Genomic DNA, 26,322 nt, shown 5'->3' with positions numbered 1-26,322 from the left:
CATGACCGCCGCGCAGACGCTTGACCTCACCAAGATCAGGGCTGATTTCCCGATCTTGAAGCGGGTGATGCGTGGCGGAAATCAGCTGGCGTACTTGGATTCCGGTGCAACGTCTCAGCGTCCACTGGAGGTGCTTGACGCCGAACGCGAATTCCTGCTGACGTCCAACGGGGCGGTGCACCGCGGTGCGCACCAGCTGATGGAGGAGTCCACCGACGCCTACGAGCAGGGGCGGGCCGATGTCGCCGCGTTCGTCGGCGCGGCACCTGATGAGCTGGTGTTCACCAAGAACGCCACCGAGGCGATCAACCTCGTGTCGTACGTGTTGGGTGACAACCGGTTTGAGCATGCCGTCGGTCCGGGCGATGTGATCGTCACGACCGAACTCGAGCACCACGCGAACCTGATTCCGTGGCAGGAGCTGGCCCGCCGCACGGGAGCCACCTTGAAGTGGTACGGCGTGACCGACGATGGACGCATCGACCTGGATTCGCTACAGCTCGACGACCGCGTGAAAGTCGTTGTGTTCAGCCATCATTCCAACGTGACAGGAGCTGTCGCGCCGGTTGCAGAGCTCGTCGACCGCGCGAAGGCCGTCGGTGCGCTGACGCTGCTGGACGCGTGCCAATCCGTGCCGCATCAGCCCGTCGACTTCCACGGGCTCGGCGTCGACTATGCGGCGTTTTCCGGTCACAAGATGCTGGGCCCCAATGGTATTGGCGTGATGTACGGCCGCGGTGAACTGCTCAACGCGATGCCGCCCTTCATCACCGGCGGCTCGATGATCGAGACCGTGACGATGGAGGCCACCACCTATGCGCCTGCGCCTCAGCGGTTCGAGGCAGGCACCCCGATGACCTCACAGGTGGTCGGGCTGGCGGCGGCCGCACGGTATCTGCGGGAGCTGGGCATGGACGCCGTCGAGGCGCACGAGGCCGAGTTGGTTGCCGCAGCACTTGACGGGCTGTCCGGCATCGAGGGTGTCCGCATCATCGGCCCGGCATCGCTCGAGAACCGCGGCTCACCGGTGTCGTTCGTGCTCGACGGAGTGCACGCCCACGACGTTGGGCAGGTCCTCGACGACGACGGTGTCGCGGTGCGCGTGGGACACCACTGCGCGTGGCCGTTGCACCGCCGGTTCGGCATTGCGGCGACTGCGCGGGCGTCGTTCGCCGTGTACAACACGCTCGACGAGGTGGACCGACTTGTGGCTGGCGTGCGGCGTGCCGTCGACTTCTTCGGTAGGAACTGACCGTGCGACTGGACCAGCTCTATCAGGAAGTGATCCTCGATCACTACAAGCACCCGCACCACCGCGGCCTGCGGGAGCCATACGACGCCGAGTCCTATCAGGTGAATCCGACGTGCGGCGACGAGGTCAGGTTGCGAGTGGCGCTGTCGGATGACGGCGATACGGTCACCGATATCTCCTACGACGGGCAGGGCTGCTCGATCAGCCAGGCGTCGACCTCGGTGCTCACCGATCAGGTGATCGGCCAGAGCATCGGCGACGCGATGAAGACGGTCGCGGCGTTCAGCGAGATGATTTCGTCGCGCGGCACCGTTGAAGGCGACGAAGATGTATTGGGCGACGGCGTCGCGTTCGCCGGCGTCGCGAAGTACCCGGCGCGGGTGAAATGCGCGCTGCTGGGATGGATGGCTTTCAAGGACGCGTTGGCGCACGCCAGTGAGGAGACAGACGATGAGCGAAACAGCCGCGCAGGGTGACGAGCTGCTAGCCGACCTCGAGGAGGCCATGCGCGACGTCGTCGACCCGGAGCTCGGGATCAATGTCGTCGACTTGGGCCTGGTATACGGGCTGAACGTCGAGAAGGGCGACACTGGGCAGGTGGCGCTGATCGACATGACGCTGACGTCGGCGGCCTGCCCCTTGACCGATGTCATCGAGGATCAGTCGCGCACCGCGTTGGTCGGCAGCGGCCTGGTGAACGAGATCAAGATCAACTGGGTGTGGAACCCGCCGTGGGGTCCCGACAAGATCACCGAGGACGGCCGCGAACAGCTACGCGCGCTGGGCTTTACGGTCTAGGTCTAGGACGTACCATTCCGGCCGCCGATGATGAGGTCCTTGATCTCGGTGAGCTGCTCATCGACAGAGCGGAAACGGGCACCTGTTTCTTGACGGAAGTCGGCCATCTCGACTCGGAAATCAGCCAGGCCGGTTTCGACCTCGGAAAGGCGTGTCTCAACCCCGTTTAGCCGAAGCGAATGCTCGCGTTGATTCGCACCCAACGCGTTGACGGCCGCCAACACCGCCCGATAGTCGGCGTGTGACGCTTCAAGGGCCGCTACCCGCGCCTCGAGATCCTCTAGCGTCGCCACGTCACCTACATTAGGGCAACGCAGGCGCTGCGGGCGTGGTGAGTGCGAGGCCCTGTGGATAACTGCGTTGGCTGGCGCCCTCGCAGTTTGCCCACCTCAGAGCGACACTGACGTCACAATTGCACTGTGGTCACGGTGCCGGCTTTCGCATGGCGAGGCGGTTCCTTTCGTAGGGCATTGACTGTTGGCGGAGCGCTCGGCATCAGCTTGGGTGCGTTGGCGTGGATCGATTCCGGGTTCTTGCTCGGCGGCGTCATCGCGCTCGTCATCACCGGTGTGTTCTACGGCATCTGGATGCATCGCCGGATGGCGCGCTATTGGCCTGGAGCCAAGGACCTCACCGGTGAGGAACGTGTGACCGTTGCCCGCACCGCCCGCCGCGGCGAACGGATCGCGGACGCGCGGCTGGCCCAGGCCGTTATCGACTACAGCAACGGTCTGCACGCGGCCGCCGACAAGGCACGCCCATTTCGCTGGGTAATACCGCTTGTGCTCGTCGTGGCTATCGGGACGGCGGTGTGGGACGCGGTGTATGGCTCGTGGGGCAATGCCGTGGTGTCGGGTATCTACCTCGTGCTGCTGCCGCTCGAACTGTTCTGGTGGCCGAGGAGGCAGGCCCAGCTTGTGGCCAATGCCGACCGCGCTGCGGAAATGGCTCGCCAAATCCAAACCTCTGACTAAGGTCAGACATATGACCGCGGAGATGGTCGCGCAGGTCCGGCGGTTCAACCGCACCGTCACGCAGCGGATCGGCGTGCTCAATGAGAACTTCCTGGCCAGCGACCGTTCACTCGGTCAGAACCGGCTTCTGTGGGAGATCGGCGTCGACGGCTGCGACATTCGCTCCTTGCGCGCGCATCTCGACCTCGACTCGGGATACCTCAGCCGGTTGCTGCGGGCGCTTGAGGCCGGCGGACTGATCGCCATCGAGCAGAGCGCGGCCGACGGCCGGGTCCGCACCGCACGGCTCACCGACGCCGGTCGCCGTGAACTCGCCAGTTTGGACCGCCGCTCCGACGATGCCGCCGCGGCGATGCTCCGGCCGCTCAACGCCCGCCAGCGCGATCGACTGGTCACCGCAATGGCGGAGGTGGAACGGCTGTTGATCGCCTCGACGGTCGAGGTGCGCGAGTGCGATCCCCGCCACCCCGACGCCCGGTTCTGCCTGCAGACCTACTACTCCGAACTCTCGGTACGCTTCCGTGAGGGATACGACCCTGCCGTCAGTCCCGTCGAGGACACCGAAATGACTTCTCCCGCAGGGCTTTTGCTCATCGCATCATTGCACGGCGAGCCCGTCGGCTGCGGTGCGCTGATCTTCTATCCCGACGACGTGGGCCTGGTGAAGCGCATGTGGGTGGCTCCTTCGGTGCGCGGGCTCGGCCTCGGCCGCCGTCTGCTCGCCGAATTGGAGGACCGCGCCCGCTCCCATGGCGTGCAACTGATGCGGCTGGAGACCAAGGACGAGCTCGCCGAAGCCGTCCAGATGTACCGATCGTCCGGCTATCGCGAGGTCACCCCGTTCAACGACGAGCCCTACGCCGACCATTGGTTCGAGAAGCCGTTGTGACGCTCCGAGGAGCTACGGCTGGCCGCGCCGCACCTGCTCCGGCGCCGGCAGCTGCCAGTGCCGGCCCTGCTCGGCGTCGAATTGCCGCGGCGTGTAGCGGAGCAACCCACCGCCCGGGTAGGGGGTGTACTCCCCGAACCAGACCGAGCCGTCGACGGCGTACAGGTCGACCCTGATGAAGTCCCAGCCCGAACCGAGGGTCCTGGCAATCTCCAGCATGGTGTCCAGCTCCGCCGGCCGCGGCTCGTCGGCGACCGGGCGGATGCGCCAACGCACGGGCAGCCGGTTCCAGTCCGCGTCGAGGAAGGTGGCGGTCTGATCGTCGAACCGGCCCCGGTTCACCTGAATCAGCTCCACCCGGCCGTCGAAGACGAAGAATTTGTAGTCGGCCGGCGGGCTGCCATCCCGGGTCGGGATACGTTCCTCGAGCAGCAGCAGGGGCCGGGCCTCACCATAGCCCCACTCACCCAGTTCCAGCGGGGTGCGCTTCCACCAGTCCCGCGTCTGCTCCAGCAGGGCCGCGACATCGGTCTGTGGGTCCGGCCCGAGCACCACGTGACCACTGCTGTGGTTGGGTTTCAGCACCCATGGCGGTAGTCCGGCAAGGTCCGGGGCGTCGCGCAGATCGGTGCCGTACCAGTAGGTCTCCGGGATCCTTAGATCCGCCCCCAGGTACGCCGCCCGGGCCATCGCCTTCATGCGCATCTTGTCGCAGGCGGCGACGATCCGGTCCCGCCTGTCGTAGAGGATCCGCCAGTTGACCTTTTCGTTGAAGGTCCGCGGCTGACGGAAGTTGCCTGGCTTGTGGATCATCGTCAGGTGGAAGGCGTGGCGGACCAGTGGCACCGGTAGCACACCGAGCAGCCGTCGGTGCGCCGCAAGCAACATCGAAGGGGCGGTCTTGTTCATCAGCAACGGCATCGGATCCTCAGTTCATCGACGCTGGCGGTGTTGCGCTACCTATTGGTCAAATAGCGTGCTAATCCATGCTTGCGCAATAGATGACGCACGGACTCATGCTGTTGCCGTCGGCGTTTCCTGCCGCGGACGTCAATGTAGTGATGAACGACCTTGATGCTGGGATCAAACTGCCTTTTGATCCCCCTGATCTCGAGTCGTATTGCCAAGTCCTGCGCGCCGTGATTTCGCATTAGCGGATCGTAGCCACCGATCGCCTTATAGACCGAGGAATAGATGAGCATATTTCCTTCGTGTAGCCAGTACGCCTCCGCCGGAGCCGGAGGTTCAAGCACATTGGGCCAATATTTCATTGCCGGCACGTTAACGCGCCGTACGGCATTTGCGATCTGCGGCCTTTTCCTGACCCGGTCGATTAATGGCGGAATGCTTGTGAGATGAGTCTTTAGTGCGAATGCCGGACCATAATTGTATGGTTCCTGACTGCCATCTACCCGGCACACCAACCCACCGACCGCGCCCACCCCTTGGTCGGCATAGCGCGCGACCACTTCCCTGGCTACCGAGGCGGTGTCGGCGGTCTCCAGGTCCATGTCGGCGTCGATGAAATGGATCAGTTCGTCGTCGCCGACGTGGTCGATTATCTGGTTGCGGTTGGCGGTGCAACCTTGGTTTTCAGGACTTCTCACTAATTTGACTTCCCCTGCAAATTCGCTGATTACGTCGACGCTTTCGTCAGTGGATCCATCGTCGAGCACATAAATGCGGTCGTAACCTTGACCCAGCAGCTGGGGAAGCAGCCTGCGGAGATGACTGCCCATATTGAAGTTAGGGATTGCAGCGATTACGGGCAATTGTTTATACATTGTGGTTGATAGTCCTCTCCTGGCCTGACGCGGCAGCATAAAAGGCGGTATCGTGGGAATTACGCGGTAATCGACCGCGGCCCAGCGCATATACCTGCCAGCCCGCATTGGTCCAATAATCGCGGTCGATCGCATTTCGTGCGTCGAGCAAGCGCGGCGCCCTGACGATCAATCGCAACTGTGCAGGATCGATCCTGCAGTACTCGTCCCATTCGGTCGCCAACGCGATCAAATCCACGTTCCGGCAGGCTTCGTCGGCAGACTCGCAGTACGTGAGCGTCGGGAACATCGCTTTCGCGTTCACGATCGCCCGCGGATCGTGGACTCGGACGTCGGCGCCTTTCAGATGCATTGCCGCGGCGACGTTTAACGCCGGGGAGTCACGGACGTCGTCGCTGTTCGGTTTGAACGCGGCGCCCAGAACGGCAATGCTCCTACCGAGAAATTCGCCGCCCAAAAGCGCGCTGGCCACTGAGACGGTCTTTTCGCGCCGACGGATATTGATCTTGTCGACTTCGTGCAGAAATCTAAGGGAGTCCGACGCGTCGAGCTCGCCTGCCCGTGCGCTGAACGCCCGGATGTCCTTCGGTAGGCAGCCGCCGCCAAATCCCAAGCCGGCGTGGAGGAATCGATGACCTATGCGATCGTCGTAACCCAGCGCGCGGCCTAGTGTCACGACATCGGCGTCGACGAGCTCGCACACCTCGGCCATCGCGTTGATGAACGAGATCTTGGTCGCCAGGAAGGAATTCGCTGCCACCTTGACCATCTCCGCCGTTGGCAGATCTGTCGTCAGATGCGGCGTTCCCTCGTCGATGAGGCTGCCGTACACCTCGAGCAGCAGCTTTTCCGCGTACTCGGAAGTCACGCCGAATATCAGGCGATCCGGGTGAAACGTGCCCTCGATCGCCTTTCCCTCGCGAAGGAACTCTGGATTCCATGCCAGCTCAAGTGCGTGTTGCGACGACATCGTAGCCAACTCGCTGGCCAGCCGCTGAGCCGTACCCACCGGCACAGTTGACTTGCCGACGATCAAGCCGGGGCAGTCGCTGTGGGCGGCAATGGATTTCACGGCGCTGTCGACATACTGGACGTCGGCCGCGTTCGAACCCGGCAGTTGCGGGGTGCCGACACAGACGAAGTGCACGGATGCCCCGGAGACGGCTTCTTCAACGTCGTGGGTGACACGGAGTCGGCCGGTGGCGAGAACGGTGGTGAGCAGGTCCTCAAAACCAGGTTCGTAGAACGGCGAGGTGCCCGCCGAGAGCATCGCGATCTTCGACGCGTCGGTGTCGTATGCGCACACCTCGTGGCCGAGATGTGCCATGCACGCGGCATGAACGGCACCCAAATAGCCCGTACCCATCACGCTTATCCGCATACAGCGTCATTCCGCTCCAACGAGCCGAGCTTGGGATCTGCGTCGGCCCCGGTTTGGGAAAAGGCATGCAGCGGAAGACGGCCGGGCAACCTTTGGTGGAATTGCCAGATCCACCCTTGCTTGCGCGCCATGCGCACCTACCTCTCGGTCGCGTTGCCCACATTCGCCGCATCGGTCCAGCGCAGCCCGTCCAGCCGCGATTCGATCCGACGCGCACGGGGCGGCGGGGCGTGTAAGTTAGCGAAGGCTAACATAATTTGCTGAATGGGTGGCGGGTAGCTGACCTCGCCGAATGTCCCAACTTGGAAGGATTTCGTGTGATGCGCGTCGTGTTCTTTGGCTTCCAGACGTGGGGGCAAAAGACCCTGCAATCTCTGATCGATCAGAACCATGACGTGGTGCTCGCCGTCACGCATTCCGCTAGCTCGCAGTCATACAAGGCAATCTGGTCGGACTCGGTAGAGGAGCTCGCGCACGACCACGGAATTCCGGTGCACGTCACCGATCGCATTGATGCCGAGACAATCGATATGGTCAAGCGCGCAGACCCCGACGTCACCGTTGTCAACAGCTGGTACACCCGGATGCCGGTCGAGCTGTACAACCTTCCGCCCCACGGCACGTTGAACTTCCACGACTCGCTGCTGCCGAAATACACCGGATTCTCGCCTGTGCTGTGGACGTTGATCAGCGGTGCGTCCGAGTTCGGCTTGACGGTGCACCGGATGGACGACGGACTAGACACCGGCGACATCTTGATTCAGCATTCGCTGCCCATCGGCCCCACCGATACCGGCACCGAGTTGGTGATCAGGGCGATGGACCTGATACCAGGTGCATTGCGAGACGCACTGACTGCTTTGGAGTCGGGAACCGCGGTATTCCGACCGCAGGACAAGGCCGAACGTACCTACTTCCACAAGCGTTCTGAGCGCGACAGTTTGATCGACTGGAGTTGGCAGGCCGAGGACCTCGAACGGTTCGTGCGCGCATTGTCCGAGCCTTATCCTCGCGCCTTCACCTTCTATCGCGGTGAGCGGATCGAAGTGCTCGAGGCGCGTGTTTCCGAACCTCATTACGGCGGTACGGCGGGCCGGGTGATCGTGCAGGAGGGCGGCGGCGCAGTCGTGTGCGGTGTGGACGCATATCGCGGGCGCAATCGCGGCCTAGTGATCACCCGCGTCCGCAGCGCGGATGGAACCGAGCACAGTGGAGACGACTTCTTCTTGTATGGCGGATACCTGACCGACAGGCCGTAGATCCACTCGACTTCGCTTGGTGAGTGCCGACTCCACGTCGAGCATTTGCATCGCGTATCGAATGACCGGTGCCGAACCGCGAATCCAATTCAGATATCGAGTCTCGCCATCCGCCTAAGGTTGACCGTGCGGCAGGAGTTGCGCGCCATGACTTCGGGCGCCGCCCGCGTAACGCTTGTGCGTGATCCGAGCACGACAGACGTGGAAGTGCGGAGAGGAGCCACGATGGCCGATGGGTTCGACGACGTCTACGTCGATACCCGCCGCCAGTTGCGCGGGGTAGCCGAGAGCCTGATCGCCGGGCCGCAATACCGAACGTCGGGCACCGTGCGGCTCGCGGTGCGCCCTGACGGCTTCACTGGTGTGGCGATCCCGCTGTCTGTGCACGGCACCGAATTGGTGTGGCCGAACGGCGCCGCGCCGCTCAAGGGGCATCTCGGCGCAATCGCGAACGAAGCAGGCGTCGAGCCAGGGCCACCCGACGGCGCCTACGACGTCGTCGATCCATTGCCAGCCGACGCCGTCCTCGACCTCGACGTGGCGGCGACCGACTGGGTACACAGAAGTCATTACGCCGGCGGACACGCGCTCAAACATCTTCTGCCCGAATGTCATCCGGTGCTCTGGCCGGAGCACTTCGACGTGGCAGCCACTGATAACGAAGTGAACTACGGCGTATCGGCCGGCGACGACGACCACCCGACGCCATACGCCTACGTCGGCCCATGGACCAAGCCCAGCGGCCCGTTCTGGAACGCTCCGTTCGGGGCGTTGTACCCGCTGAATCCGGCCCACGACGTGGACGCGCTCACCTCGCGGATCGCCGACTTCTTCGAGCGCGGCCGAAGGGAATTACATCGTGACCGATAACCTCGATTTCAGCGGCCTGAGAGCGCTTTTCATCAATTGCACGCTGAAACGCTCGCCTGAGCGCAGCAATACACAAGGTCTCGTTGATATCAGCACCGCGATCATGCGCCAGCACGGCATCGATGTCGACGTGGTACGTGCGGTCGACCACGACATCGCGACCGGGGTCTGGCCGGACATGCGCGAGCACGGCTGGGTGACTGACGATTGGCCCGCGATCTTCGAGAAGGTGCTCGCCGCCGACATTCTGGTGCTGGCGGGCCCGATCTGGTTAGGCGACAACAGCTCGGTTATGAAGCAGGTGCACGAGCGGCTCTACGGAGGTTCGCATCTGCTCAACGACGCCGGTCAATACCTTTACTACGGCCGGGTCGGCGGCTGTTTGATCACGGGCAACGAAGACGGCGTCAAGCATTGCGCACAGAACGTGCTCTACACACTGCAGCACATCGGATACACGATTCCGCCGCAGGCCGACGCCGGGTGGATCGGGGAGGCGGGCCCAGGCCCGTCGTACCTGGATCCTGGATCCGGCGGCCCGGAGAACGACTTCACAAACCGCAACACCACTTTCATGACATGGAACTTGATGCACTTGGCACGCATGCTGCGCGCTGCGGGTGGCGTTCCCGCCTACGGCAACATTCGATCCGGATGGGATGCGGGATGTCGGTACGACTTTGCCAATCCGGAATACCGTTGAGCCGATACCATCAGGTCCAGATGACCGGGACCGTGGACGAAGGGTCACTGATCGCCGCGCTGCGCGACGGCGAGGAGACGGCATTCGCCCAACTCGTCGATCAGCACACCCCGTCCATGCTGCGGGTCGCCCGCGGATACGTGCCGAGCCATGAGATCGCCGAAGAGGTGGTGCAGGAAACCTGGATCGCCTTGCTCAAGGGCATCGAGAAGTTCGAAGGCCGATCATCGCTTCGCACTTGGCTTTTCGCCGTGATGATCAACATCGCCAAGGCGCGCGGCGTGCGCGAGCGACGCGATGCGGACACGGCGATCGCGGCGTATACCGGCGGCACCGTCGACCCTGCGCGCTTCCGCGGCAGCGACGACCCGTATCCCGGCCATTGGCTGCCCGACGAGACGCCGTCACCCTTCCCGGACACCCCAGAGGGTTCGGTGCTGGGCAGCGAACTGGTCGATGTCGCGCGCCGCGAACTGGACAAGCTGCCCGAACGGCAGCGCATCGTCGTCACTCTGCGCGACATGCTCGGATTCGACTCAAGTGAGGTGTGTGAACTGCTCGACATCAGCATGGCCAACCAAAGGGTGCTGCTGCATCGCGGAAGGGCCGCGGTTCGACAGGTGCTCGAAACCTACTTAGTGGACAGCTCATGAGTACTGGACCGATGGATTGCAACGAGCTTGTCGAGCTCGTCACCGCCTACCTCGACGGCGTACTAGACCCGGATACCCGGGCCCGCTTCGACGCCCATCTGCTCGACTGCGACGGCTGCGAGAACTACCTTCGACAGTTCCGGGAGACCGTGCGCACGGTCGGAAAGATCTCCGACGACGAACTCGACCCCGCGTTCCGCAACCGCCTGCTGGACGCATTCAAAGACTTCCGCCGATGACGCCCGCCAGTTTGCGCTGATCATAGGGTGGGAACACACAGCTAGATCCCAGCGTTAGGAAATATCGTGACTACGCAAGACATCACCGCTGAACAGTTCAACGACACCATCAACGACAACGAGATCGTGCTGGTGGACTTCTGGGCATCGTGGTGTGGCCCGTGTAAGGCGTTCGCGCCGACGTTCGCCGCGTCGTCCGAACAGCATCCCGACGTCGTCTACGCGAAGGTCGACACCGAGGCCGAGCAGCAGCTCGCGGCCGCGGCCGACATTCGCTCCATTCCGACGTTGATGGCGTTCAAGAAGGGCAAGCTGGTGTTCAACCAGGCCGGCGCGCTGCCGGCGCCGGCGCTCGAGGAACTCGTCCAGCGGGTCAAGGAGTTCGACATCGACGCCGCGATCGCCGCTCAAAGCAACGGCCAGCCGGACTGACAGAGCTGGTTCATCCCCCAAGCGCTTCGCGTTGCCCCCAGGGGCAGGCGATAGCGTGCAGTCCGTGACCGAGCAAAACGACTTCGTCCTCGTCGACCGCCCGCGCCCGAACGTTGCGCTGGTGACGCTCAACCGGCCCGAGCGGATGAACTCTATGGCGTTCGACGTCATGGTTCCGCTCAAGAAGGTGCTCGAAGAGCTGACCTACGACAACTCAGTGCGGGTGATTGTGCTCACAGGCGCCGGGCGTGGGTTCTCGTCGGGCGCGGATCACAAGTCGGCAGGCTCGGTGCCGAACGTCGACGGGCTGACCCGGCCGACATTCGCGCTGCGCTCGATGCAGGTGCTCGACGACGTGATCCTGGGACTGCGGCGGATGCACCAGCCGGTCATCGCCGCGGTCAACGGTGCCGCGATCGGCGGCGGCCTGTGCCTGGCCCTGGCCTGCGACATCCGAGTGGCCGCGACCGGGGCATACTTCCGCGCTGCCGGCATCAACAACGGCCTGACCGCCAGCGAGCTGGGGCTGTCCTATCTGCTGCCGCGCGCCATCGGATCCTCACGTGCCTTCGAGCTGATGCTGACCGGCCGCGACGTCGACGCACAGGAGGCCGAACGTATCGGGCTGGTGTCACGGGCCGTGCCGGAAGAGGACCTTCTGGAGGTGTGCTACCAGATGGCCGAGGGGATGGCGGCGTTCTCCCGGCCGGGAATCGAGTTGACCAAGCGCACACTGTGGAGTGGACTGGACGCCGCTAGTCTGGAGGGGCACATGCAGGCCGAGGGCCTGGGACAACTCTTCGTGCGTCTGCTCACCGCCAACTTCGAAGAAGCGGTCGTGGCGCGCGCCGAGAAGCGGGACCCCGTCTTCAGCGACGACAAGTAGCGCCTGGGCGAGCCCGGGGAACAACAGAGGAGATGCAGCGTGATCACCGCAACGGACCTGGAGGTCCGCGCCGGGGCGCGCACGTTGCTATCCACCGACGGGGCAGCCCTGCGGGTGCAGCCGGGCGATCGCATCGGGCTGGTCGGCCGCAACGGGGCCGGTAAGACCACCACCATGCGCATCCTGGCCGGCGAAGGCGAGCCGTACGCAGGCACGATCGCGCGCAGCGGGGAGATCGGTTACCTGCCACAAGATCCCAAAGAGGGAAACCTCGATGTCTTGGCTCGCGACCGAGTGCTGTCCGCTCGCGGCCTTGACACACTGCTATCCGACCTGGAAAAGCAGCAGGCCCTGATGGCCGAAGTCGCCGACGACGTCGCACGCGATAAGGCGATCCGCCGCTACGGTCAGCTCGAGGAGCGGTTTGCCGCGCTCGGCGGGTACGCCGCCGAAAGCGAGGCCGGCCGGATCTGCGCGAGTCTTGGCCTACCCGAGCGTGTTCTGACACAGCCGCTGCGCACCCTCTCCGGCGGCCAGCGCCGCCGGGTGGAGCTGTCGCGCATCCTGTTCGCCGCGAGTGAAGGAGGAGCGGGCGCATCAGGTTCCGCGACCACGCTCTTACTCGACGAGCCCACCAACCACCTCGACGCTGACTCACTGGGCTGGCTGCGCGAGTTCCTGCGCGGCCACACGGGCGGGCTCGTGGTCATCAGCCACAACGTCGACCTGCTCGCCGACGTCGTCAACCGGGTGTGGTTCCTCGACGCGGTCCGCGGCGAGGTCGACGTCTACAACATGGGCTGGCAGAAGTACCTCGATGCGCGCGCGACTGACGAGCAGCGTCGCCGCCGCGAGCGCGCCAACGCCGAGCGCAAAGCCGCCGCGCTTCGCACCCAGGCTGCCAAGATGGGCGCCAAGGCCACCAAAGCCGTTGCCGCACAGAACATGCTGCGCCGTGCCGACCGGATGATCGCCGCACTCGACGACGAACGGGCGGCCGACAAGGTCGCCCGCATCAAATTCCCGACCCCGGCGCCGTGTGGGCGTACCCCGTTGGTGGCCAAGGGCTTGACCAAGAACTACGGATCGCTCGAGGTGTTCTCCGGTGTCGACCTGGCCATCGACCGCGGTTCTCGCGTGGTGGTGCTGGGCCTCAACGGCGCAGGCAAGACCACGCTGCTTCGGCTGCTGGCCGGGGTGGAGACGCCAGAAGCAGGCGCGCTCGAGCCCGGCCACGGCCTGAAGGTGGGGTACTTCGCCCAGGAACACGACACGCTCGACGACGGCGCGACCGTGTGGGAGAACATCCGCCATGCCGCGCCCGACACCGGCGAGCAGGATCTGCGGGGACTGTTGGGCGCGTTCATGTTCAGCGGCGCAGCGCTCGATCAGCTCGCGGGCACGCTGTCCGGTGGCGAGAAGACGCGGCTGGCATTGGCCGGTCTCGTCGCGTCGACGGCGAACGTGCTGCTACTGGACGAGCCGACCAACAACCTCGATCCCGCGTCGCGCGAGCAGGTCCTCGACGCGCTGCGCAGCTATCTCGGTGCGGTGGTGTTGGTGACCCACGACCCGGGTGCGGCCGAGGCGCTGGACCCTCAGCGAGTGGTGCTGCTGCCCGACGGCACCGAGGACTTCTGGTCCGACGATTATCGGGATCTCATCGAACTCGCCTGACATTTCACCAATCCCGCCCGCCGTGGTGTGGATGCTTCCTACGCTGGGTATGCGTCGTTGCGTCGGGGTAGAAATCGCGGGGAGGCGTCGATGAAGAAACTGAACAAGTCCCGGGACCAATTGGTGACCGAGTTGCGCAGCGCTTATGAGGGGGGCGCGAGCATCCGGACATTGGTGGCATCCACCGGGCGCTCGTATGGTTCGATCCACAGCATGTTGCGCGAGTCGGGTACGACGATGCGCAGCCGGGGCGGGCCGAACCACCGCAGCCGTCGCTAGGACTGCTGCTGGCGCAGCGATGCCTCGACGAGGTCCAGTACGGCACTGAGCTTTTCGGGATCGTCACCTGAGGCCAGCCGCGCGACCAGACCATCGAGCACCAAGTCCAGGTACGTCTGCAGCACAGCGCTCGGTACATCGTCACGCAGTCGCCCGGCCTGTTTCTGGCGACGCAGGCGCGCGGTGGTTGCCGCTGACAATTCGGCAGAGCGTTCCATCCAGCCGCGGTGAAACGCCGGATCGTTGCGCAACTTGCGGGCGATCTCGAGCCGGGTAGCTAGCCAGTCGAACTGCTCGGGGGCGGCCAGCATGTCGCGCATCACCTGGACCAGGCCCTCGCGTGATGCGACGTCGGCCATCCGCTCGGCGTCCTCGCGGGCCAGCTCGAAGAACAGCGTGTCCTTGTCCCGGAAGTGATGGAAGATGGCGCCGCGCGACAGCCCGATGGTGTGCTCGAGCCGTCGCACGGTCGCCTTGTCGTAGCCGTACTCGGCGAAACAGCGCCGGGCACCGTCAAGAATCTGGCGGCGCCGCGCCGCCAGATGGTCGTCCGTCACCCGGGGCATGGCGCCCTACGACTTGAGCATGTTGCGCAGTACGTACTGCAGGATGCCGCCGTTGCGGTAGTAGTCCGCCTCGCCGGGGGTGTCGATGCGCACCACCGCATCGAATTCAATAACGGATTCGGAACCGTCCGCTCCATTGTTCTTGGTGGCGGTGACGTGCACCGTCTTCGGTGTCTTGCCATCGTTGAGCGCCTCGATGCCGCTGATGTCGAACGTCTCGGTGCCGTCCAGTTTCAGCGACGCCGCCGACTCGCCTTCGGGGAACTGCAGCGGGATGACGCCCATGCCGATCAGGTTCGAACGGTGAATGCGCTCGAACGACTCGGTGATCACCGCACGCACGCCCAGCAGGCTGGTGCCCTTGGCCGCCCAGTCACGCGAGGAGCCGGAGCCGTACTCCTTGCCGCCGAGCACCACCAGCGGAATGTCCTGCGCCGCATAGTTTTGCGCGGCGTTGTAGATGAACGCCTGCTCACCGCCGTTGGTGAAGTCGCGGGTGTAGCCACCCGACACGTCATCGAGAAGTTGATTACGCAACCGGATGTTGGCGAACGTGCCGCGGATCATCACCTCGTGGTTGCCACGCCGCGAGCCGTAGGAGTTGTAGTCCTTCTTGTCGATTCCGTGTTCGTCGAGGTACTGCGCGGCCGGAGTGCCGGGCTTGATGCTGCCTGCGGGGGAGATGTGGTCGGTGGTCACCGAATCACCCAGCAGCGCGAGCACTCTGGCGCCGGCGATGTCGCTGACCGGTTCGGGCTCGGGTGGCATCCCCTCGAAGTACGGTGGCTTGCGCACATACGTCGAGTTGGAATCCCACTCGAACGTGTTGCCGCTGGGCGTTGGCAGGTTGCGCCACCGGTCGTCGCCCTTGAACACATCGGCGTAGTTCTTGACGAACATCTCCTGGTTGATCGCCGAGGCGATGGTGTCGGTGATGTCCTTCTGCGACGGCCAGATGTCGCGCAGGAAGACCTCGTTGCCGTCGTTGTCTTTCCCGAGGCAGTCATGCTCGAAGTCGAAATCCATGGTCCCGGCCAGCGCATAGGCGATCACCAGCGGCGGCGAGGCCAGGTAGTTCATTTTCACGTCGGGATTGATGCGGCACTCGAAATTGCGGTTGCCCGACAGCACCGCGGTCACCGACAGGTCGTTGTCGTTGATCGCCTTCGAGATCTCATCCGACAGGGGACCCGAGTTGCCGATGCATGTGGTGCAGCCATACCCGACGAGATAGAAGCCCAGCTTCTCCAGGTACGGCCACAGCCCGGCCTTGTCGTAGTAGTCGGTGACGACCTGCGACCCCGGGGCCATCGTGGTCTTCACCCACGGCTTGGAGGTCAGGCCCTTCTCCACAGCGTTTTTCGCCAGCAGCGCCGCGCCGAGCATCACCTCAGGGTTGGAGGTGTTGGTGCACGACGTGATCGCCGCGATCGCCACCGCTCCGTGATCGAGGATGAACTCGCCACGCTCGTCGGAGCGCACTTCCACCGGCTTGCTCGGCCGTCCGTTGGAGCCGACGGCCGCCGACGGCTCGACGGCGTCGGCGTCGGCGAATGACAGCACCGCCGGGTCGCTGGCCGGGAAGCTCTCCTCGACGGCCTCGTCGAGCTTGGAGTGCTCGACCGGCATGTTCTCCTCGACGTAGTTGTGAATGTCCTTGCGGAAGGCAGTTTTTGCGTCGGACAGTGCGATGCGGTCCTGTGGCCGCTTGGGTCCGGCGATCGACGGGACGACATCAGACAGGTCCAGTTCGATGTACTCGGAGAACTTCGGCTCGCGCTCGGGGTCGTGCCACATGCCCTGTTCCTTGGCGTACGCCTCGACCAGCGCGAGCTGCTCCTCGCTGCGGCCGGTCATCCGCAGATAGTCGATGGTGACCTCGTCGATCGGGAAAATGGCTGCGGTGGAGCCGAATTCGGGGCTCATATTGCCCAGCGTCGCGCGGTTGGCAAGCGGCACCTCGGCCACGCCCTCGCCGTAGAACTCGACGAACTTGCCGACCACGCCGTGCTTGCGCAGCATCTCGGTGACGGTGAGCACCACGTCGGTGGCGGTGACGCCGGTCGGGCGCTCGCCGCTCAGCTTGAAGCCGACGACGCGGGGGATCAGCATCGACACCGGCTGACCGAGCATTGCGGCCTCTGCCTCGATGCCACCGACGCCCCAGCCGAGCACGCCGAGGCCGTTTTCCATCGTGGTGTGCGAGTCGGTGCCCACACAAGTGTCGGGGTAGGCAACGCCGTCGCGCTCCATCACCACGCTGGCCAGATATTCGATGTTGACCTGGTGCACGATTCCGGTACCCGGGGGCACCACCTTGAAGTCGTTGAATGCGCCCTGGCCCCAGCGCAGGAACTGGTAGCGCTCACCGTTGCGCTCGTACTCGATCTCGACGTTGCGCTCGAATGCGTTCGCGGTTCCGAACAGGTCGGCGATCACGGAGTGGTCGATGACGAGGTCGGCGGGTGCCAGCGGGTTGACCTTGTCGGGATCGCCGCCCAACTCGCCGACGGCCTCACGCATGGTGGCCAGGTCGACGATGCAGGGCACCCCGGTGAAGTCCTGCATGATCACGCGCGCGGGAGTGAACTGGATCTCCACGCTCGGATCGGCTTCGGGATCCCAGTTGGCGATGGCCTCGATGTGGTCCTTGGTGATGTTGGCGCCGTCCTCGGTGCGCAGCAGATTCTCGGCGAGCACCTTCAGGCTGTAGGGAAGTTTCTCGGTACCGGGCACCGCGTCGAGGCGGTAGATCTCGTAACTGTTGTCCCCGACGGCCAGCGTGTCGCGGGCCCCGAAAGAGTTAAGGGATGAATTCACCGAATCTTTGCTGCTCACATCAACTCCCGGCTCGATAATCGCCGCGACGGGCTGTGTCGGCGGCGCTCCTAATCCTAACAGTACGCTTGTCCTGTGAAACACCCCAGGGCTGGTTTCACACTTCTCTGAGTCTTGTCCCTGCAGGCGCGCGCTGCCACTTGGTTACCCACTGCGCTGAGCCCCAAGTCGCTGCGCGCCTGCCCGCCGGACGTGCAGTACCGTGCTTTTCGTGACCGGACCGCACGTGATCCCGTTCCTTCCGTCGTACATTCCGCCCGAGGTGTGTACGCCCGTCGGGCAGGATCCGGCAACAACGTCGGTTGACACCTGCATGAACCTGGTGATCGCCGATATCGGTGACGACGGGGTGAGCGCGTCGCAGGACGCGCCGACGGCAGAAGTCGCGCAGGTGGTCGCCGACGCCAAACAGCAGGGCATCGATCTCAAAGTTGTCGTGCTGGCGCAGAATCCTCGGATCGATACGCCGCTTCGCGATATCGCCACCGAGGTCGGCGAGGCCTATCCGGGATCGACCGTGCTGGTGCTGAGTCCGTCGGAGTCCGGCACCTTCAGCACCACATTCGACCGGATGACTCTGGAGGCAGGTCAGGACGTCGCCGAAGGCCGCGGTCCGGTGCAGGGAACGAAGAATTTCGTCAGTGAGTTGACGACACCGCATTTTCCGTGGACGCCATTCACGATCGTGGTCGTGTTGGGTGTGGTGGCGGCAGTCGTCGCCACCCGTGTCCTGCAGGTTCGCGGCAAACGTGCCGCCGCGGCGGGTGCCGCATCCAGCTCCGCCGACTGAACCATTAATCCCCTACCTTCGGTGTTGGCCCACGCCTCGGCAAATTCAAATATCACGGCGTGATAACGCTACATTCAATTACAAACTTGTAATTTGTTACTAAAGTTTCCTTAGCGTCAGATGTGACGTACGGTGCAGTCGGAGCCTTTGTTGCAGATGTTCTTTATGTGACTCCTGTGCAATGGCATCCCGACGAATGTGCCGGCACGTTCGCGTTGAGCCATAGGAGACTTGAGTCGAATGAGACGCTCTCTTCGCGCCTCTAATTCCCGGCTGTGGTGGCGGGTCTGCGCGGTTCCGCTGACTTTTTGCATGTTTCTCGCCACGCCGGGTCTTGCCGTCGCACAGCCAGACACGCTCACGTCGTTGGTGACCGCCGTCGCAAACGTCAACCAGAAGCTTGTCGACCTCGGCGCCGCGATTCAGACGCAGCAGGAAAGCGTCAACAAGGCAATCGTCGACGTGCAGACAGCGCGCGACAACGCCGCGGCCGCACAGCTGGAAGTCGAAGCCAGCCAGCGACGCGTCGAAGAGGCCAACATCGCGATAGCTTCCGCGCAGCAGCGATTCGACACCTTCGCTGCCGCAACGTATGTCAACGGTCCGTCGGACTCGTATCTGACCGCCGGCGACCCCGGCGAAATCCTCAACGCCGCTGCCGCGGGCCAGACACTGTCGGTCAGTTCCCAACAGGTCATCACCAATCTGCAGCGGGCCCGCACCGAACAGGTGAACAAAGAGTCGGCGGCGCGGCTGGCCAAGCAGAACGCCGATCAGGCCGTCGCGGACGCGGAAAGCAGCCAGCAGACCGCGGTTTCCGCGCTGACGGAAGCACAGGAGACGTTCAAGGCGCAGCAGGCCGACCTCGAGCGGCTGACCGCTGAACGCGCCGCCGCGCAGGCCAAGCTCAATGAGGCCCGCAACTGGTCGGCGCCCGCGGGTGCTGCGCCTGCCGCACGGCCAGCGGCTGCGCCTGCCGCACAGCCCGCCCCAGCGCCGAGTGCCAACCCGGCAGGGGATTGGGACCGTGCACCCGAAGGGGTCGACCCTGCCACCGGCAACTGGGCCACGCCATGGGATCCCTTCCTGCCTGCGATACCCAGCGCTTTCGTCAGCGGCGATCCGATCGCGATCATCAACACGATCCTGGGCATCATGTCGACGTCGGCGCAGGCGACCGCTGATATGGGTCGCAGCTTCCTGCAGAAGCTAGGCCTGATCCCAACCCCCACCGGCTATACCAACGGCGCGATTCCACGCGTCTACGGCAGGGAGGCCACCGAATTCGTGATCCGGCGCGGCATGTCGCAGTTGGGTGTGCCGTACTCGTGGGGTGGCGGCAATGCTGCAGGCCCCGCCCGTGGCATCGATTCCGGTTCTGGCACAGTGGGATTCGACTGCTCAGGCTTGATGCTGTACATGTTCGCCGGCGTCGGCATCAAGCTGGACCACTACTCGGGTTCGCAGTACAACGCGGGCCGCAAGATCCCGTCGTCGCAAATGCGCCGAGGCGACATGCTCTTCTGGGGGCCCAACGCCAGCCAGCACGTCGCGATGTATCTCGGCGACGGCCAGATGCTCGAAGCTCCGTACACCGGGTCGGTGGTCAAGGTCTCGCCCGTCCGCACCAGCGGCATGACACCGTACGCGACCCGGCTCATTGAATGGTGACGAAAAGGATTATTTTGCGCCCCAGGCATTTTCGCGGCAGAACAGCCTTTGTGCTGTTGGTGTCGACGTTGGCCCTATTGTTCGGTCTCGCGACGCCGGCAGCCGCTGAACCCAATGACGGGCAGTGGGATCCGACGCTGCCCAAGCTGATCAGCTCTGGCGCGCCAGGAGATCCGCTGGCGATCGCCAACGCATCGCTTGCGGCCACGGCGCAGGCTACCCAGGCCACCATGGATCTCGGCCGAAAGTTCTTGAGCAGCATCGGCCTTGGCGGTGCACCGGCTAGTGTGGCGCCGACAGGCGCTGCCGCGGGCCGGGTGCGTGGACCTCAGGCGATCGAGTACGTGATTCGGCGTGGCGCATCCCAAATGGGTGTGCCGTACTCGTGGGGCGGCGGAAAGCCGAGCGGCCCCAGCACCGGCGTCGACTCCGGCGCCAACACCGTGGGCTTCGACTGCTCGGGCTTCACCCAGTTCGCGTATGCGGGCGTCGGCGTGCTGATCCCCAAGTACTCCGGCGACCAGTACAACACCGGCCGCAAGGTGCCGGTGTCGCAGGCCAAGCGCGGCGATCTGTTGTTCTGGGGACCGGGCGGCACGCAGCACGTCGCCATGTATCTGGGCGGCGGTCAGATGCTGGAGTCCGCCAGCAGCGCCGGGAAAGTCTCCGTCAGCCCGGTCCGGCGGGGCGGTCTGCAGCCGTATGCCGCACGCATTATCGAATCCTGAGCGGGGCCTGAGCAGAACCTGAGGCGCTCCGGTGAATGGCTCAGCATCCACGCGTTCGTCGCTGGGCAACGTCGACGGATTCCGAAGTGCCTGGAATAGTTGACGACGAGCGTGTGGCCGAGAAGTGCCGCGAACCGATCTGGGAGGACCTTTAGATGACGTCACCGAGTGGGCCGACGCAGGCTGCCGGAGGGTATTCCGGCCAGGGTCCGGCGCAGGGTTACCCTCCCGGCTCCCACGCCGCAGCGCCGAACAACGGCGGGCTCCAACAGGAGGTGCACACCCTCGAGCGCGCCATCTTCGAGGTCAAGCGGATCATCGTCGGTCAGGACCAGCTGGTTGAGCGAATGCTGGTCGGCTTGCTCGCCAAGGGCCATGTGCTGCTCGAAGGTGTGCCTGGCGTCGCCAAGACGCTGGCCGTCGAGACGTTCGCCAAGGTGGTTGGTGGCACCTTCGCCCGCATCCAGTTCACCCCCGACCTGGTGCCCACCGACATCGTCGGCACCCGCATTTACCGTCAGGGTAAAGAGGAGTTCGACATCGAACTCGGCCCCGTCGTGGTCAACTTCCTGCTCGCCGACGAAATCAACCGTGCGCCCGCCAAGGTGCAGTCGGCGCTGCTGGAGGTCATGGCCGAGCGCAAGATCTCGATCGGCGGCAAGACCTTCCCGCTGCCCGCCCCGTTCTTGGTGATGGCGACGCAGAACCCGATCGAGCAGGAGGGCGTGTACGCGCTGCCCGAAGCGCAGCGCGACCGGTTCCTGTTCAAGCTCAACATCGACTACCCAACGCCCGAGGAAGAGCGCGAGATCATCTACCGGATGGGCGTCAAGCCGCCGGAGCCCAAGCAGGTCCTCGCCCCTGGCGACCTTCTTCGTCTGCAGGACGTTGCCGCCAACAACTTCGTGCACCACGCGCTGGTCGACTACGTGGTCCGCGTCGTGACCGCGACCCGCACACCCGACAAGTTCGGCATGCCGGACGCCAAGGCGTGGATCGCATACGGCGCCTCGCCGCGTGCCTCACTCGGCATCATCGCGGCGGCCCGCGCGCTCGCGCTGGTCCGTGGCCGTGACTACGTGGTTCCGCAGGATGTCGTCGAGGTGATCCCCGACGTGTTGCGTCACCGCCTAGTGTTGACCTACGACGCGCTGGCCGACGAGATCTCGGCGGAGACCGTCATCAACCGGATCTTGCAGACCGTCGCCCTGCCGCAGGTGAATGCGATTCCGCAGCAAGGACATTCGGTGCAGCCCGTGGTGCCCGCCGCAGCGGCCGCGGCTAGCGGTCGGTGACTACTTCGCGACGCGGAGTCGATCTGCCGTCACTGAAACGCGGGGAGATCCGTGATCCCGCGTTGACGGCGGCGCTGCGCAAGCTGGAACTCACGGTGCGGCGCAAGCTCGATGGCGTGCTGCACGGCGACCACCTGGGCCTGCTGCCCGGCCCGGGATCCGAGCCGGGGGAGTCACGGATCTACCAGCCCGGCGACGATGTGCGCCGGATGGACTGGTCCGTCACCGCGCGCACCACGCATCCGCACGTCCGGCAGATGATCGCCGACCGCGAGCTGGAGACCTGGCTCGTGATCGACATGTCGGCGAGCCTGGACTTCGGCACCGCTGGCTGCGAGAAGCGTGACCTGGCGGTGGCCGCCGCGGCGGCGATCACTTTCCTCAACAGCGGGGGCGGCAACCGGATCGGCGCGATCATCGCCAACGGTGAGTCCGTGAAGCGGGTTCCTGCGCTGTCGGGTCGCATGCACGAGCAGGAGATGCTGCGCACGATTGCCACGATGCCGAAGGCGCCGACCGGGGTGCGCGGCGACCTGGCCGCCGCCATCGACGCGCTACGCAGGCCTGAGCGGCGCCGCGGTATGGCGGTGATCGTCAGCGACTTCCTCGGACCGATCAACTGGATGCGCCCGCTGCGGGCCATCGCCGGACGGCACGAGGTGCTCGGCATCGAGGTGCTGGACCCGCGTGACGTCGAACTGCCGCCGATCGGGGACGTCATTCTGCAGGACCCCGAAACCGGGGTCACCCGTGAGTTCACCATCGACGAGCAGTTGCGGTCCGACTTCGCGAAGGCCGCGGCCGCGCACCGCGCCGAGGTGGCGCGCACTCTGCGGCGTTGCGATGCGCCGCTGCTGTCGCTGCGCACCGATCGGGACTGGATCGCCGACGTGGTGCGGTTCGTGGCGACGCGTCGGCGTGGGGCGATGGCCGGGCGATGAGCGCTTGCGCGAAGAGCAGACGGCAACGATGAGCGCTTGCGCGAAGAGCGGCGACCTCGCTAGACACAACTGAAATGATAAGTAGCACATGACTTTACCGTTGCTCGGCCCGATGACGCTGTCGGGATTCGAACACGCTTGGTTCTTCCTTTTCCTCCTTGTGGTCCTCGCGGTCGTTGCTCTTTACATCGTGGTGCAGCTGGCCCGGCAGAGGCGCATGCTGCGGTTCGCCAATATGGAGCTGCTGGAGAGCGTGGCGCCCAAGCGGCCGACGCGCTGGCGCCACCTGCCTGCGATCCTGTTGGTGACCTCGCTGGTGCTGTTCACGGTCGCGATGGCGGGGCCAACCAATGACGTCCGGATTCCGCGCAACCGTGCGGTCGTGATGCTGGTGATCGACGTGTCGCAGTCGATGCGGGCGACCGACGTCTCACCGAGCAGGCTGGCCGCCGCGCAGGAAGCCGCCAAGCAGTTCGCCGACCAGCTGACGCCGGGCATCAACCTCGGGTTGATCGCCTACGCAGGCACGGCGACGGTGTTGGTATCGCCGACCACCAACCGCGAAGCGACCAAGAACGCCATCGACAAGCTGCAGCTGGCCGACCGCACCGCCACCGGTGAGGGCATCTTCACCGCCCTGCAGGCCATCGCCACCGTCGGCGCGGTGATCGGCGGCGGCGACGAGCCACCACCGGCGCGGGTCGTGCTGATGTCCGACGGTAAGGAGACCGTGCCGTCGAACCCCGATAACCCCAAGGGTGCCTATACCGCCGCCCGCACCGCCAAGGATCAGGGCGTACCGATATCCACCGTCTCCTTCGGCACCCCGTACGGCTACGTCGAGATCAACGAACAGCGCCAGCCCGTGCCGGTCGACGACGAGATGCTCAAGAAGATCGCCGACCTGTCCGGCGGCGAGGCGTACACCGCCTCCAGCCTCGAACAGCTCAAGCAAGTGTTCACCAACCTGCAGGAGCAGATCGGCTACGAGACCATCAAGGGCGACGCCAGCGTGGGCTGGCTGCGGCTCGGCGCGCTGGTGCTGGCGCTGGCCGCGTTGGCGGCGTTGCTGATCAACCGGCGCCTGCCGAACTAGGCCGGATAGTGGCGCCGAATCGCCGAAATCTGCGTGAGGGTTGTGATTTCTGGCCGACAACAGCGCTGGTGTCGATCTCGGCGCATGCAAGAGGCGATTTCGGGTCCGTCCAGTCCAGGCATTAAGTTGGCGGGCATGACCGACACTGCTCTGGCCGATACCGCTGGCCAAACAGCCGGCGGCCGGCCACCCTTCGTTTCCCGATCTGTGCTGGTGACAGGAGGAAACCGGGGCATCGGGCTGGCCATCGCCCAGCGCCTGTCCGCTGACGGACACAAGGTCGCCGTGACGCACCGCGGATCGGGCGTGCCCGAGGGGCTATTCGGCGTCGAGTGTGACGTCACCGACAACGACGCTGTCGACCGCGCCTTCAAAGAGGTTGAGGAGCACCAGGGCCCGGTCGAGGTGCTGGTGTCCAACGCCGGCATCGCCGCGGATGCGTTCCTCATGCGGATGACGGAAGAGAAATTCGAGAAGGTCATCAACGCGAACCTCACCGGGGCATTCCGGGTGGCACAGCGGGCATCGCGCAGCATGCAGAGGAAGCGGTTCGGCCGGATGATCTTCGTGGGTTCGGTCTCCGGGACCTGGGGCATCGGCAACCAGGCCAACTACGCGGCCTCCAAGGCGGGTCTGATCGGCATGGCCCGCTCCATCGCCAGGGAGCTGTCGAAGGCCGGCGTCACCGCAAATGTGGTGGCCCCGGGTTACATCGACACCGAGATGACCCGCGCACTGGACGAGAGGATTCAGGCGGGCGCACTGGAATTCATTCCCGCGAAGCGCGTTGGCACCGCCGACGAGGTCGCCGGGGTCGTCAGCTTCCTGGCGTCCGAGGATGCGAGCTACATCTCCGGTGCGGTGATCCCGGTCGACGGCGGCATGGGCATGGGCCACTAGAAGCAAAGGACTGACATGGCAGGGTTTCTCGAAGGCAAGCGCATCCTCGTCACGGGGATCATCACCGACTCGTCGATCGCATTCCATATCGCGCGGGTGGCCCAGGAAGAGGGCGCCGAGCTGGTGCTCACCGGATTCGACCGGCTGAAGCTGATCCAGCGCATCGCCGATCGGCTCCCGAATCCGGCACCACTGCTCGAACTCGACGTGCAGAACGAAAAGCACTTGGACACACTGGCCGAGCGGGTCACCGAGGTGATCGGCGAGGGCAACAAGCTCGACGGCGTCGTGCACTCGATCGGCTATATGCCTCAGTCGGGGATGGGCATCAACCCGTTCTTCGACGCGCCCTACGAAGACGTCGCCAAGGGCATCCACATCTCGGCGTACTCGTACGCCTCGCTGGCCAAGGCGCTACTGCCGATCATGAACCGCGGCGGCGGCATCGTCGGCATGGACTTCGACCCGACCAGGGCGATGCCGGCCTACAACTGGATGACGGTTGCGAAGAGCGCGTTGGAGTCTGTCAACCGGTTCGTGGCGCGCGAGGCCGGGCAGTACGGTGTGCGATCCAATCTCGTTGCGGCAGGACCGATCCGCACGCTCGCGATGAGTGCCATCGTCGGCGGTGCGCTCGGCGCCGAGGCCGGGGATCAGATCCAGCTGCTGGAGGAGGGCTGGGATCAGCGGGCACCTCTGGGCTGGAACATGAAGGATCCCACACCGGTCGCGCGCACCGTGTGCGCGCTGATCTCGGACTGGCTGCCCGCCACCACCGGAACGGTCATCTACGCCGACGGCGGCGCCAGCACGCAATTGCTGTAATGAACTTTGATGCCGTCCTGCTGCTGTCGTTCGGCGGGCCGGAGGGTCCCGAACAGGTAATGCCGTTCCTGGAGAACGTCACCCGCGGCCGCGGCATCCCGCGGGAACGCCTCGCCGACGTCGCCGAGCACTACCTGCACTTCGGCGGGGTCTCACCGATCAACGGCATCAACCGCGCGCTGATTGAGCAATTGCGGGCGCACATCGACCTGCCGATCTACTTCGGCAACCGCAACTGGGAGCCGTACGTCGAGGACACCGTCATGACCATGCGCGACAACGGGATTCGTCGCGCGGCGGTGTTCACCACCTCGGCGTGGGGCGGCTACTCCAGTTGCAGGCAGTACGTCGAGGACATCGCGAGGGCGCGCCAGGCTGCCGGTGACGGCGCGCCGGAACTGGTGAAAATGCGCCAGTACTTCGACCATCCGCTGTTCGTGGACATGTTCTCCGAGGCCATTCGTGCCGCCGCGCAGACCGTGCCCGACGATGCGCGGTTGGTCTTCACCGCGCACTCGATTCCGGTGGCCGCCCAGTCCCGTTGTGGCCCAGACCTCTACAGCCGCCAGGTGGGCTACGCGTCGCGCCTTGTTGCC

At 64.7% G+C, this 26,322-nt stretch carries 29 protein-coding genes; 23 read left to right on the top strand and 6 right to left on the bottom strand.

All coding sequences use genetic code 11. From position 1 onward, the window contains the following. Window position 1 precedes the first annotated feature (1 nt). Genes VFH65_RS09185 through VFH65_RS09175 form a run of 3 tightly spaced genes read left to right on the top strand, consistent with a single transcriptional unit; the run spans window position 2 to window position 2,050 of the window. The gene (locus VFH65_RS09185) at window positions 2-1,252 is read left to right on the top strand and encodes a cysteine desulfurase (protein ID WP_353320847.1); all 1,251 of its coding nucleotides are present in this window, start codon (window positions 2-4) and stop codon (window positions 1,250-1,252) included. Next, entirely contained in the window at window positions 1,249-1,728 is a 480-nt protein-coding gene (sufU, locus tag VFH65_RS09180) for a Fe-S cluster assembly sulfur transfer protein SufU (RefSeq protein ID WP_353320867.1), read from the top strand. The genes VFH65_RS09185 and sufU overlap by 4 nt, the downstream gene beginning before the upstream one ends. Further along, the gene (locus VFH65_RS09175; protein ID WP_353320846.1) at window positions 1,703-2,050 is read left to right on the top strand and encodes a metal-sulfur cluster assembly factor; all 348 of its coding nucleotides are present in this window, start codon (window positions 1,703-1,705) and stop codon (window positions 2,048-2,050) included. The genes sufU and VFH65_RS09175 overlap by 26 nt, the downstream gene beginning before the upstream one ends. A 2-nt stretch (window positions 2,051-2,052) precedes the next feature. On the opposite strand, the gene VFH65_RS09170 is transcribed toward VFH65_RS09175, so the two are convergent. Next, entirely contained in the window at window positions 2,053-2,343 is a 291-nt protein-coding gene (locus VFH65_RS09170) for a hypothetical protein (protein WP_353320844.1), read from the bottom strand. 126 nt (window positions 2,344-2,469) lie between these two features. Between VFH65_RS09170 and VFH65_RS09165 the strand changes: the two genes are divergently transcribed. Both VFH65_RS09165 and VFH65_RS09160 read left to right on the top strand, forming a co-directional pair. After that, window positions 2,470-3,024, top strand: a complete 555-nt coding sequence (locus VFH65_RS09165) for a hypothetical protein (protein ID WP_353320843.1) — start codon at window positions 2,470-2,472, stop codon at window positions 3,022-3,024. A 10-nt stretch (window positions 3,025-3,034) separates the two neighbouring features. Further along, window positions 3,035-3,913 carry a bifunctional helix-turn-helix transcriptional regulator/GNAT family N-acetyltransferase gene (locus VFH65_RS09160; RefSeq protein WP_353320841.1) on the top strand — a complete coding sequence of 293 codons (879 nt, stop codon included), beginning with the start codon at window positions 3,035-3,037 and terminating at the stop codon, window positions 3,911-3,913. Window positions 3,914-3,925: 12 nt separating this feature from the next. Here VFH65_RS09160 and VFH65_RS09155 read toward each other — a convergent pair whose 3' ends face one another. From VFH65_RS09155 to VFH65_RS09145, 3 genes are read right to left on the bottom strand one after another with little or no spacing between them, the layout of a single operon-like run. Next, window positions 3,926-4,834 carry an ATP-grasp fold amidoligase family protein gene (locus VFH65_RS09155; RefSeq protein WP_353320839.1) on the bottom strand — a complete coding sequence of 303 codons (909 nt, stop codon included), beginning with the start codon at window positions 4,832-4,834 and terminating at the stop codon, window positions 3,926-3,928. A 35-nt stretch (window positions 4,835-4,869) separates the two neighbouring features. After that, window positions 4,870-5,697, bottom strand: a complete 828-nt coding sequence (locus VFH65_RS09150; RefSeq protein WP_353320838.1) for a glycosyltransferase family 2 protein — start codon at window positions 5,695-5,697, stop codon at window positions 4,870-4,872. Continuing rightward, entirely contained in the window at window positions 5,690-7,078 is a 1,389-nt protein-coding gene (locus VFH65_RS09145) for a UDP-glucose dehydrogenase family protein (RefSeq protein WP_353320836.1), read from the bottom strand. Before VFH65_RS09145 ends, VFH65_RS09150 begins: the two co-directional genes overlap by 8 nt. 320 nt (window positions 7,079-7,398) lie before the next feature. On the opposite strand from VFH65_RS09145, the gene VFH65_RS09140 reads away from it, so the two are divergent. The 9 genes from VFH65_RS09140 to VFH65_RS09100 all read left to right on the top strand — a co-directional run bounded on the left by VFH65_RS09140 (window position 7,399) and on the right by VFH65_RS09100 (window position 14,076). Next, a complete protein-coding gene (locus VFH65_RS09140) occupies window positions 7,399-8,337 on the top strand; it encodes a methionyl-tRNA formyltransferase (RefSeq protein WP_353320834.1) in 939 nt (312 codons plus the stop codon). Between the two features lie 225 nt (window positions 8,338-8,562). After that, a complete protein-coding gene (locus VFH65_RS09135) occupies window positions 8,563-9,207 on the top strand; it encodes a hypothetical protein (RefSeq protein WP_353320832.1) in 645 nt (214 codons plus the stop codon). Then, window positions 9,197-9,910 (top strand): flavodoxin family protein, encoded by a 714-nt coding sequence (locus tag VFH65_RS09130; RefSeq protein ID WP_353320831.1) that lies wholly within the window; start codon window positions 9,197-9,199, stop codon window positions 9,908-9,910. Before VFH65_RS09135 ends, VFH65_RS09130 begins: the two co-directional genes overlap by 11 nt. Window positions 9,911-9,930: 20 nt before the next feature. Then, a complete protein-coding gene (locus VFH65_RS09125; RefSeq protein WP_353320830.1) occupies window positions 9,931-10,563 on the top strand; it encodes an RNA polymerase sigma factor in 633 nt (210 codons plus the stop codon). Further along, window positions 10,560-10,802, top strand: coding sequence for an anti-sigma factor family protein (locus VFH65_RS09120; protein ID WP_353320828.1), 243 nt, complete (start codon window positions 10,560-10,562; stop codon window positions 10,800-10,802). The genes VFH65_RS09125 and VFH65_RS09120 overlap by 4 nt, the downstream gene beginning before the upstream one ends. A 66-nt stretch (window positions 10,803-10,868) precedes the next feature. Continuing rightward, window positions 10,869-11,234 (top strand): thioredoxin, encoded by a 366-nt coding sequence (trxA, locus tag VFH65_RS09115; RefSeq protein WP_353320826.1) that lies wholly within the window; start codon window positions 10,869-10,871, stop codon window positions 11,232-11,234. 31 nt (window positions 11,235-11,265) lie between these two features. Next, window positions 11,266-12,120 (top strand): enoyl-CoA hydratase, encoded by an 855-nt coding sequence (locus VFH65_RS09110; protein WP_353320824.1) that lies wholly within the window; start codon window positions 11,266-11,268, stop codon window positions 12,118-12,120. A gap of 39 nt (window positions 12,121-12,159) precedes the next feature. Further along, window positions 12,160-13,797 carry an ABC-F family ATP-binding cassette domain-containing protein gene (locus VFH65_RS09105; protein WP_353320823.1) on the top strand — a complete coding sequence of 546 codons (1,638 nt, stop codon included), beginning with the start codon at window positions 12,160-12,162 and terminating at the stop codon, window positions 13,795-13,797. Window positions 13,798-13,887: 90 nt separating this feature from the next. After that, window positions 13,888-14,076 (top strand): helix-turn-helix domain-containing protein, encoded by a 189-nt coding sequence (locus VFH65_RS09100; RefSeq protein ID WP_353320822.1) that lies wholly within the window; start codon window positions 13,888-13,890, stop codon window positions 14,074-14,076. Here the strand turns inward: VFH65_RS09100 and VFH65_RS09095 are convergent. Together VFH65_RS09095 and acnA are read right to left on the bottom strand one after the other, a co-directional pair. Continuing rightward, a complete protein-coding gene (locus VFH65_RS09095) occupies window positions 14,073-14,642 on the bottom strand; it encodes a TetR/AcrR family transcriptional regulator (protein ID WP_353320821.1) in 570 nt (189 codons plus the stop codon). The genes VFH65_RS09100 and VFH65_RS09095 overlap by 4 nt on opposite strands. A gap of 6 nt (window positions 14,643-14,648) precedes the next feature. Continuing rightward, window positions 14,649-17,462, bottom strand: a complete 2,814-nt coding sequence (gene acnA, locus VFH65_RS09090; RefSeq protein WP_353320819.1) for an aconitate hydratase AcnA — start codon at window positions 17,460-17,462, stop codon at window positions 14,649-14,651. Between the two features lie 229 nt (window positions 17,463-17,691). Between acnA and VFH65_RS09085 the strand changes: the two genes are divergently transcribed. From VFH65_RS09085 to VFH65_RS09045, 9 genes are all read left to right on the top strand, one after another. After that, window positions 17,692-18,270, top strand: coding sequence for a DUF6676 family protein (locus VFH65_RS09085; protein WP_353320818.1), 579 nt, complete (start codon window positions 17,692-17,694; stop codon window positions 18,268-18,270). A 240-nt stretch (window positions 18,271-18,510) separates the two neighbouring features. Beyond that, the gene (gene ripA, locus VFH65_RS09080; RefSeq protein WP_353320817.1) at window positions 18,511-19,941 is read left to right on the top strand and encodes an NlpC/P60 family peptidoglycan endopeptidase RipA; all 1,431 of its coding nucleotides are present in this window, start codon (window positions 18,511-18,513) and stop codon (window positions 19,939-19,941) included. Further along, the gene (ripB, locus tag VFH65_RS09075) at window positions 19,935-20,669 is read left to right on the top strand and encodes an NlpC/P60 family peptidoglycan endopeptidase RipB (protein WP_353320816.1); all 735 of its coding nucleotides are present in this window, start codon (window positions 19,935-19,937) and stop codon (window positions 20,667-20,669) included. The genes ripA and ripB overlap by 7 nt, the downstream gene beginning before the upstream one ends. 155 nt (window positions 20,670-20,824) lie before the next feature. Beyond that, the gene (locus tag VFH65_RS09070; protein ID WP_353320815.1) at window positions 20,825-21,964 is read left to right on the top strand and encodes an AAA family ATPase; all 1,140 of its coding nucleotides are present in this window, start codon (window positions 20,825-20,827) and stop codon (window positions 21,962-21,964) included. Then, complete coding sequence (locus VFH65_RS09065; RefSeq protein ID WP_353320814.1) at window positions 21,961-22,905, top strand: DUF58 domain-containing protein; 945 nt, start codon at window positions 21,961-21,963, stop codon at window positions 22,903-22,905. Before VFH65_RS09070 ends, VFH65_RS09065 begins: the two co-directional genes overlap by 4 nt. Before the next feature lie 88 nt (window positions 22,906-22,993). Next, a complete protein-coding gene (locus tag VFH65_RS09060) occupies window positions 22,994-24,001 on the top strand; it encodes a VWA domain-containing protein (RefSeq protein WP_353320813.1) in 1,008 nt (335 codons plus the stop codon). Window positions 24,002-24,136: 135 nt separating this feature from the next. Beyond that, a complete protein-coding gene (fabG1, locus tag VFH65_RS09055; RefSeq protein ID WP_353320811.1) occupies window positions 24,137-24,901 on the top strand; it encodes a 3-oxoacyl-ACP reductase FabG1 in 765 nt (254 codons plus the stop codon). A gap of 15 nt (window positions 24,902-24,916) precedes the next feature. Next, complete coding sequence (gene inhA / locus VFH65_RS09050) at window positions 24,917-25,726, top strand: NADH-dependent enoyl-ACP reductase InhA (protein ID WP_353320810.1); 810 nt, start codon at window positions 24,917-24,919, stop codon at window positions 25,724-25,726. Then, window positions 25,726-26,322 (top strand): ferrochelatase (locus VFH65_RS09045; RefSeq protein WP_353320809.1); only part of this gene is annotated, 597 nt, incomplete at its 3' end. The genes inhA and VFH65_RS09045, both read left to right, overlap by 1 nt.

It is taken from the genome of Mycobacterium sp., assembly GCF_035697385.1.
GTDB lineage: Bacteria > Actinomycetota > Actinomycetes > Mycobacteriales > Mycobacteriaceae > Mycobacterium.
Note: the sequence above shows the minus strand (reverse complement) of the source record. Positions and strands in the feature narration are given on the sequence as shown.

Excerpts from the sequence above, each read along its gene's own strand:
- VFH65_RS09185 (WP_353320847.1), top strand. The coding sequence starts at position 2 with ATGACCGCCGCGCAGACGCTTGACCTCACCAAGATCAGGGCTGATTTC.
- VFH65_RS09175 (WP_353320846.1), top strand. The coding sequence starts at position 1,703 with ATGAGCGAAACAGCCGCGCAGGGTGACGAGCTGCTAGCCGACCTCGAG.
- VFH65_RS09160 (WP_353320841.1), top strand. The coding sequence starts at position 3,035 with ATGACCGCGGAGATGGTCGCGCAGGTCCGGCGGTTCAACCGCACCGTC.
- VFH65_RS09155 (WP_353320839.1), bottom strand. The coding sequence starts at position 4,834 with ATGCCGTTGCTGATGAACAAGACCGCCCCTTCGATGTTGCTTGCGGCG.
- VFH65_RS09150 (WP_353320838.1), bottom strand. The coding sequence starts at position 5,697 with ATGTATAAACAATTGCCCGTAATCGCTGCAATCCCTAACTTCAATATG.
- VFH65_RS09145 (WP_353320836.1), bottom strand. The coding sequence starts at position 7,078 with ATGCGGATAAGCGTGATGGGTACGGGCTATTTGGGTGCCGTTCATGCC.
- VFH65_RS09140 (WP_353320834.1), top strand. The coding sequence starts at position 7,399 with ATGCGCGTCGTGTTCTTTGGCTTCCAGACGTGGGGGCAAAAGACCCTG.
- VFH65_RS09135 (WP_353320832.1), top strand. The coding sequence starts at position 8,563 with ATGGCCGATGGGTTCGACGACGTCTACGTCGATACCCGCCGCCAGTTG.
- VFH65_RS09125 (WP_353320830.1), top strand. The coding sequence starts at position 9,931 with ATGACCGGGACCGTGGACGAAGGGTCACTGATCGCCGCGCTGCGCGAC.
- VFH65_RS09120 (WP_353320828.1), top strand. The coding sequence starts at position 10,560 with ATGAGTACTGGACCGATGGATTGCAACGAGCTTGTCGAGCTCGTCACC.
- VFH65_RS09100 (WP_353320822.1), top strand. The coding sequence starts at position 13,888 with ATGAAGAAACTGAACAAGTCCCGGGACCAATTGGTGACCGAGTTGCGC.
- VFH65_RS09095 (WP_353320821.1), bottom strand. The coding sequence starts at position 14,642 with ATGCCCCGGGTGACGGACGACCATCTGGCGGCGCGGCGCCGCCAGATT.
- ripA (WP_353320817.1), top strand. The coding sequence starts at position 18,511 with ATGAGACGCTCTCTTCGCGCCTCTAATTCCCGGCTGTGGTGGCGGGTC.
- ripB (WP_353320816.1), top strand. The coding sequence starts at position 19,935 with ATGGTGACGAAAAGGATTATTTTGCGCCCCAGGCATTTTCGCGGCAGA.
- VFH65_RS09070 (WP_353320815.1), top strand. The coding sequence starts at position 20,825 with ATGACGTCACCGAGTGGGCCGACGCAGGCTGCCGGAGGGTATTCCGGC.
- VFH65_RS09060 (WP_353320813.1), top strand. The coding sequence starts at position 22,994 with ATGACTTTACCGTTGCTCGGCCCGATGACGCTGTCGGGATTCGAACAC.
- fabG1 (WP_353320811.1), top strand. The coding sequence starts at position 24,137 with ATGACCGACACTGCTCTGGCCGATACCGCTGGCCAAACAGCCGGCGGC.
- inhA (WP_353320810.1), top strand. The coding sequence starts at position 24,917 with ATGGCAGGGTTTCTCGAAGGCAAGCGCATCCTCGTCACGGGGATCATC.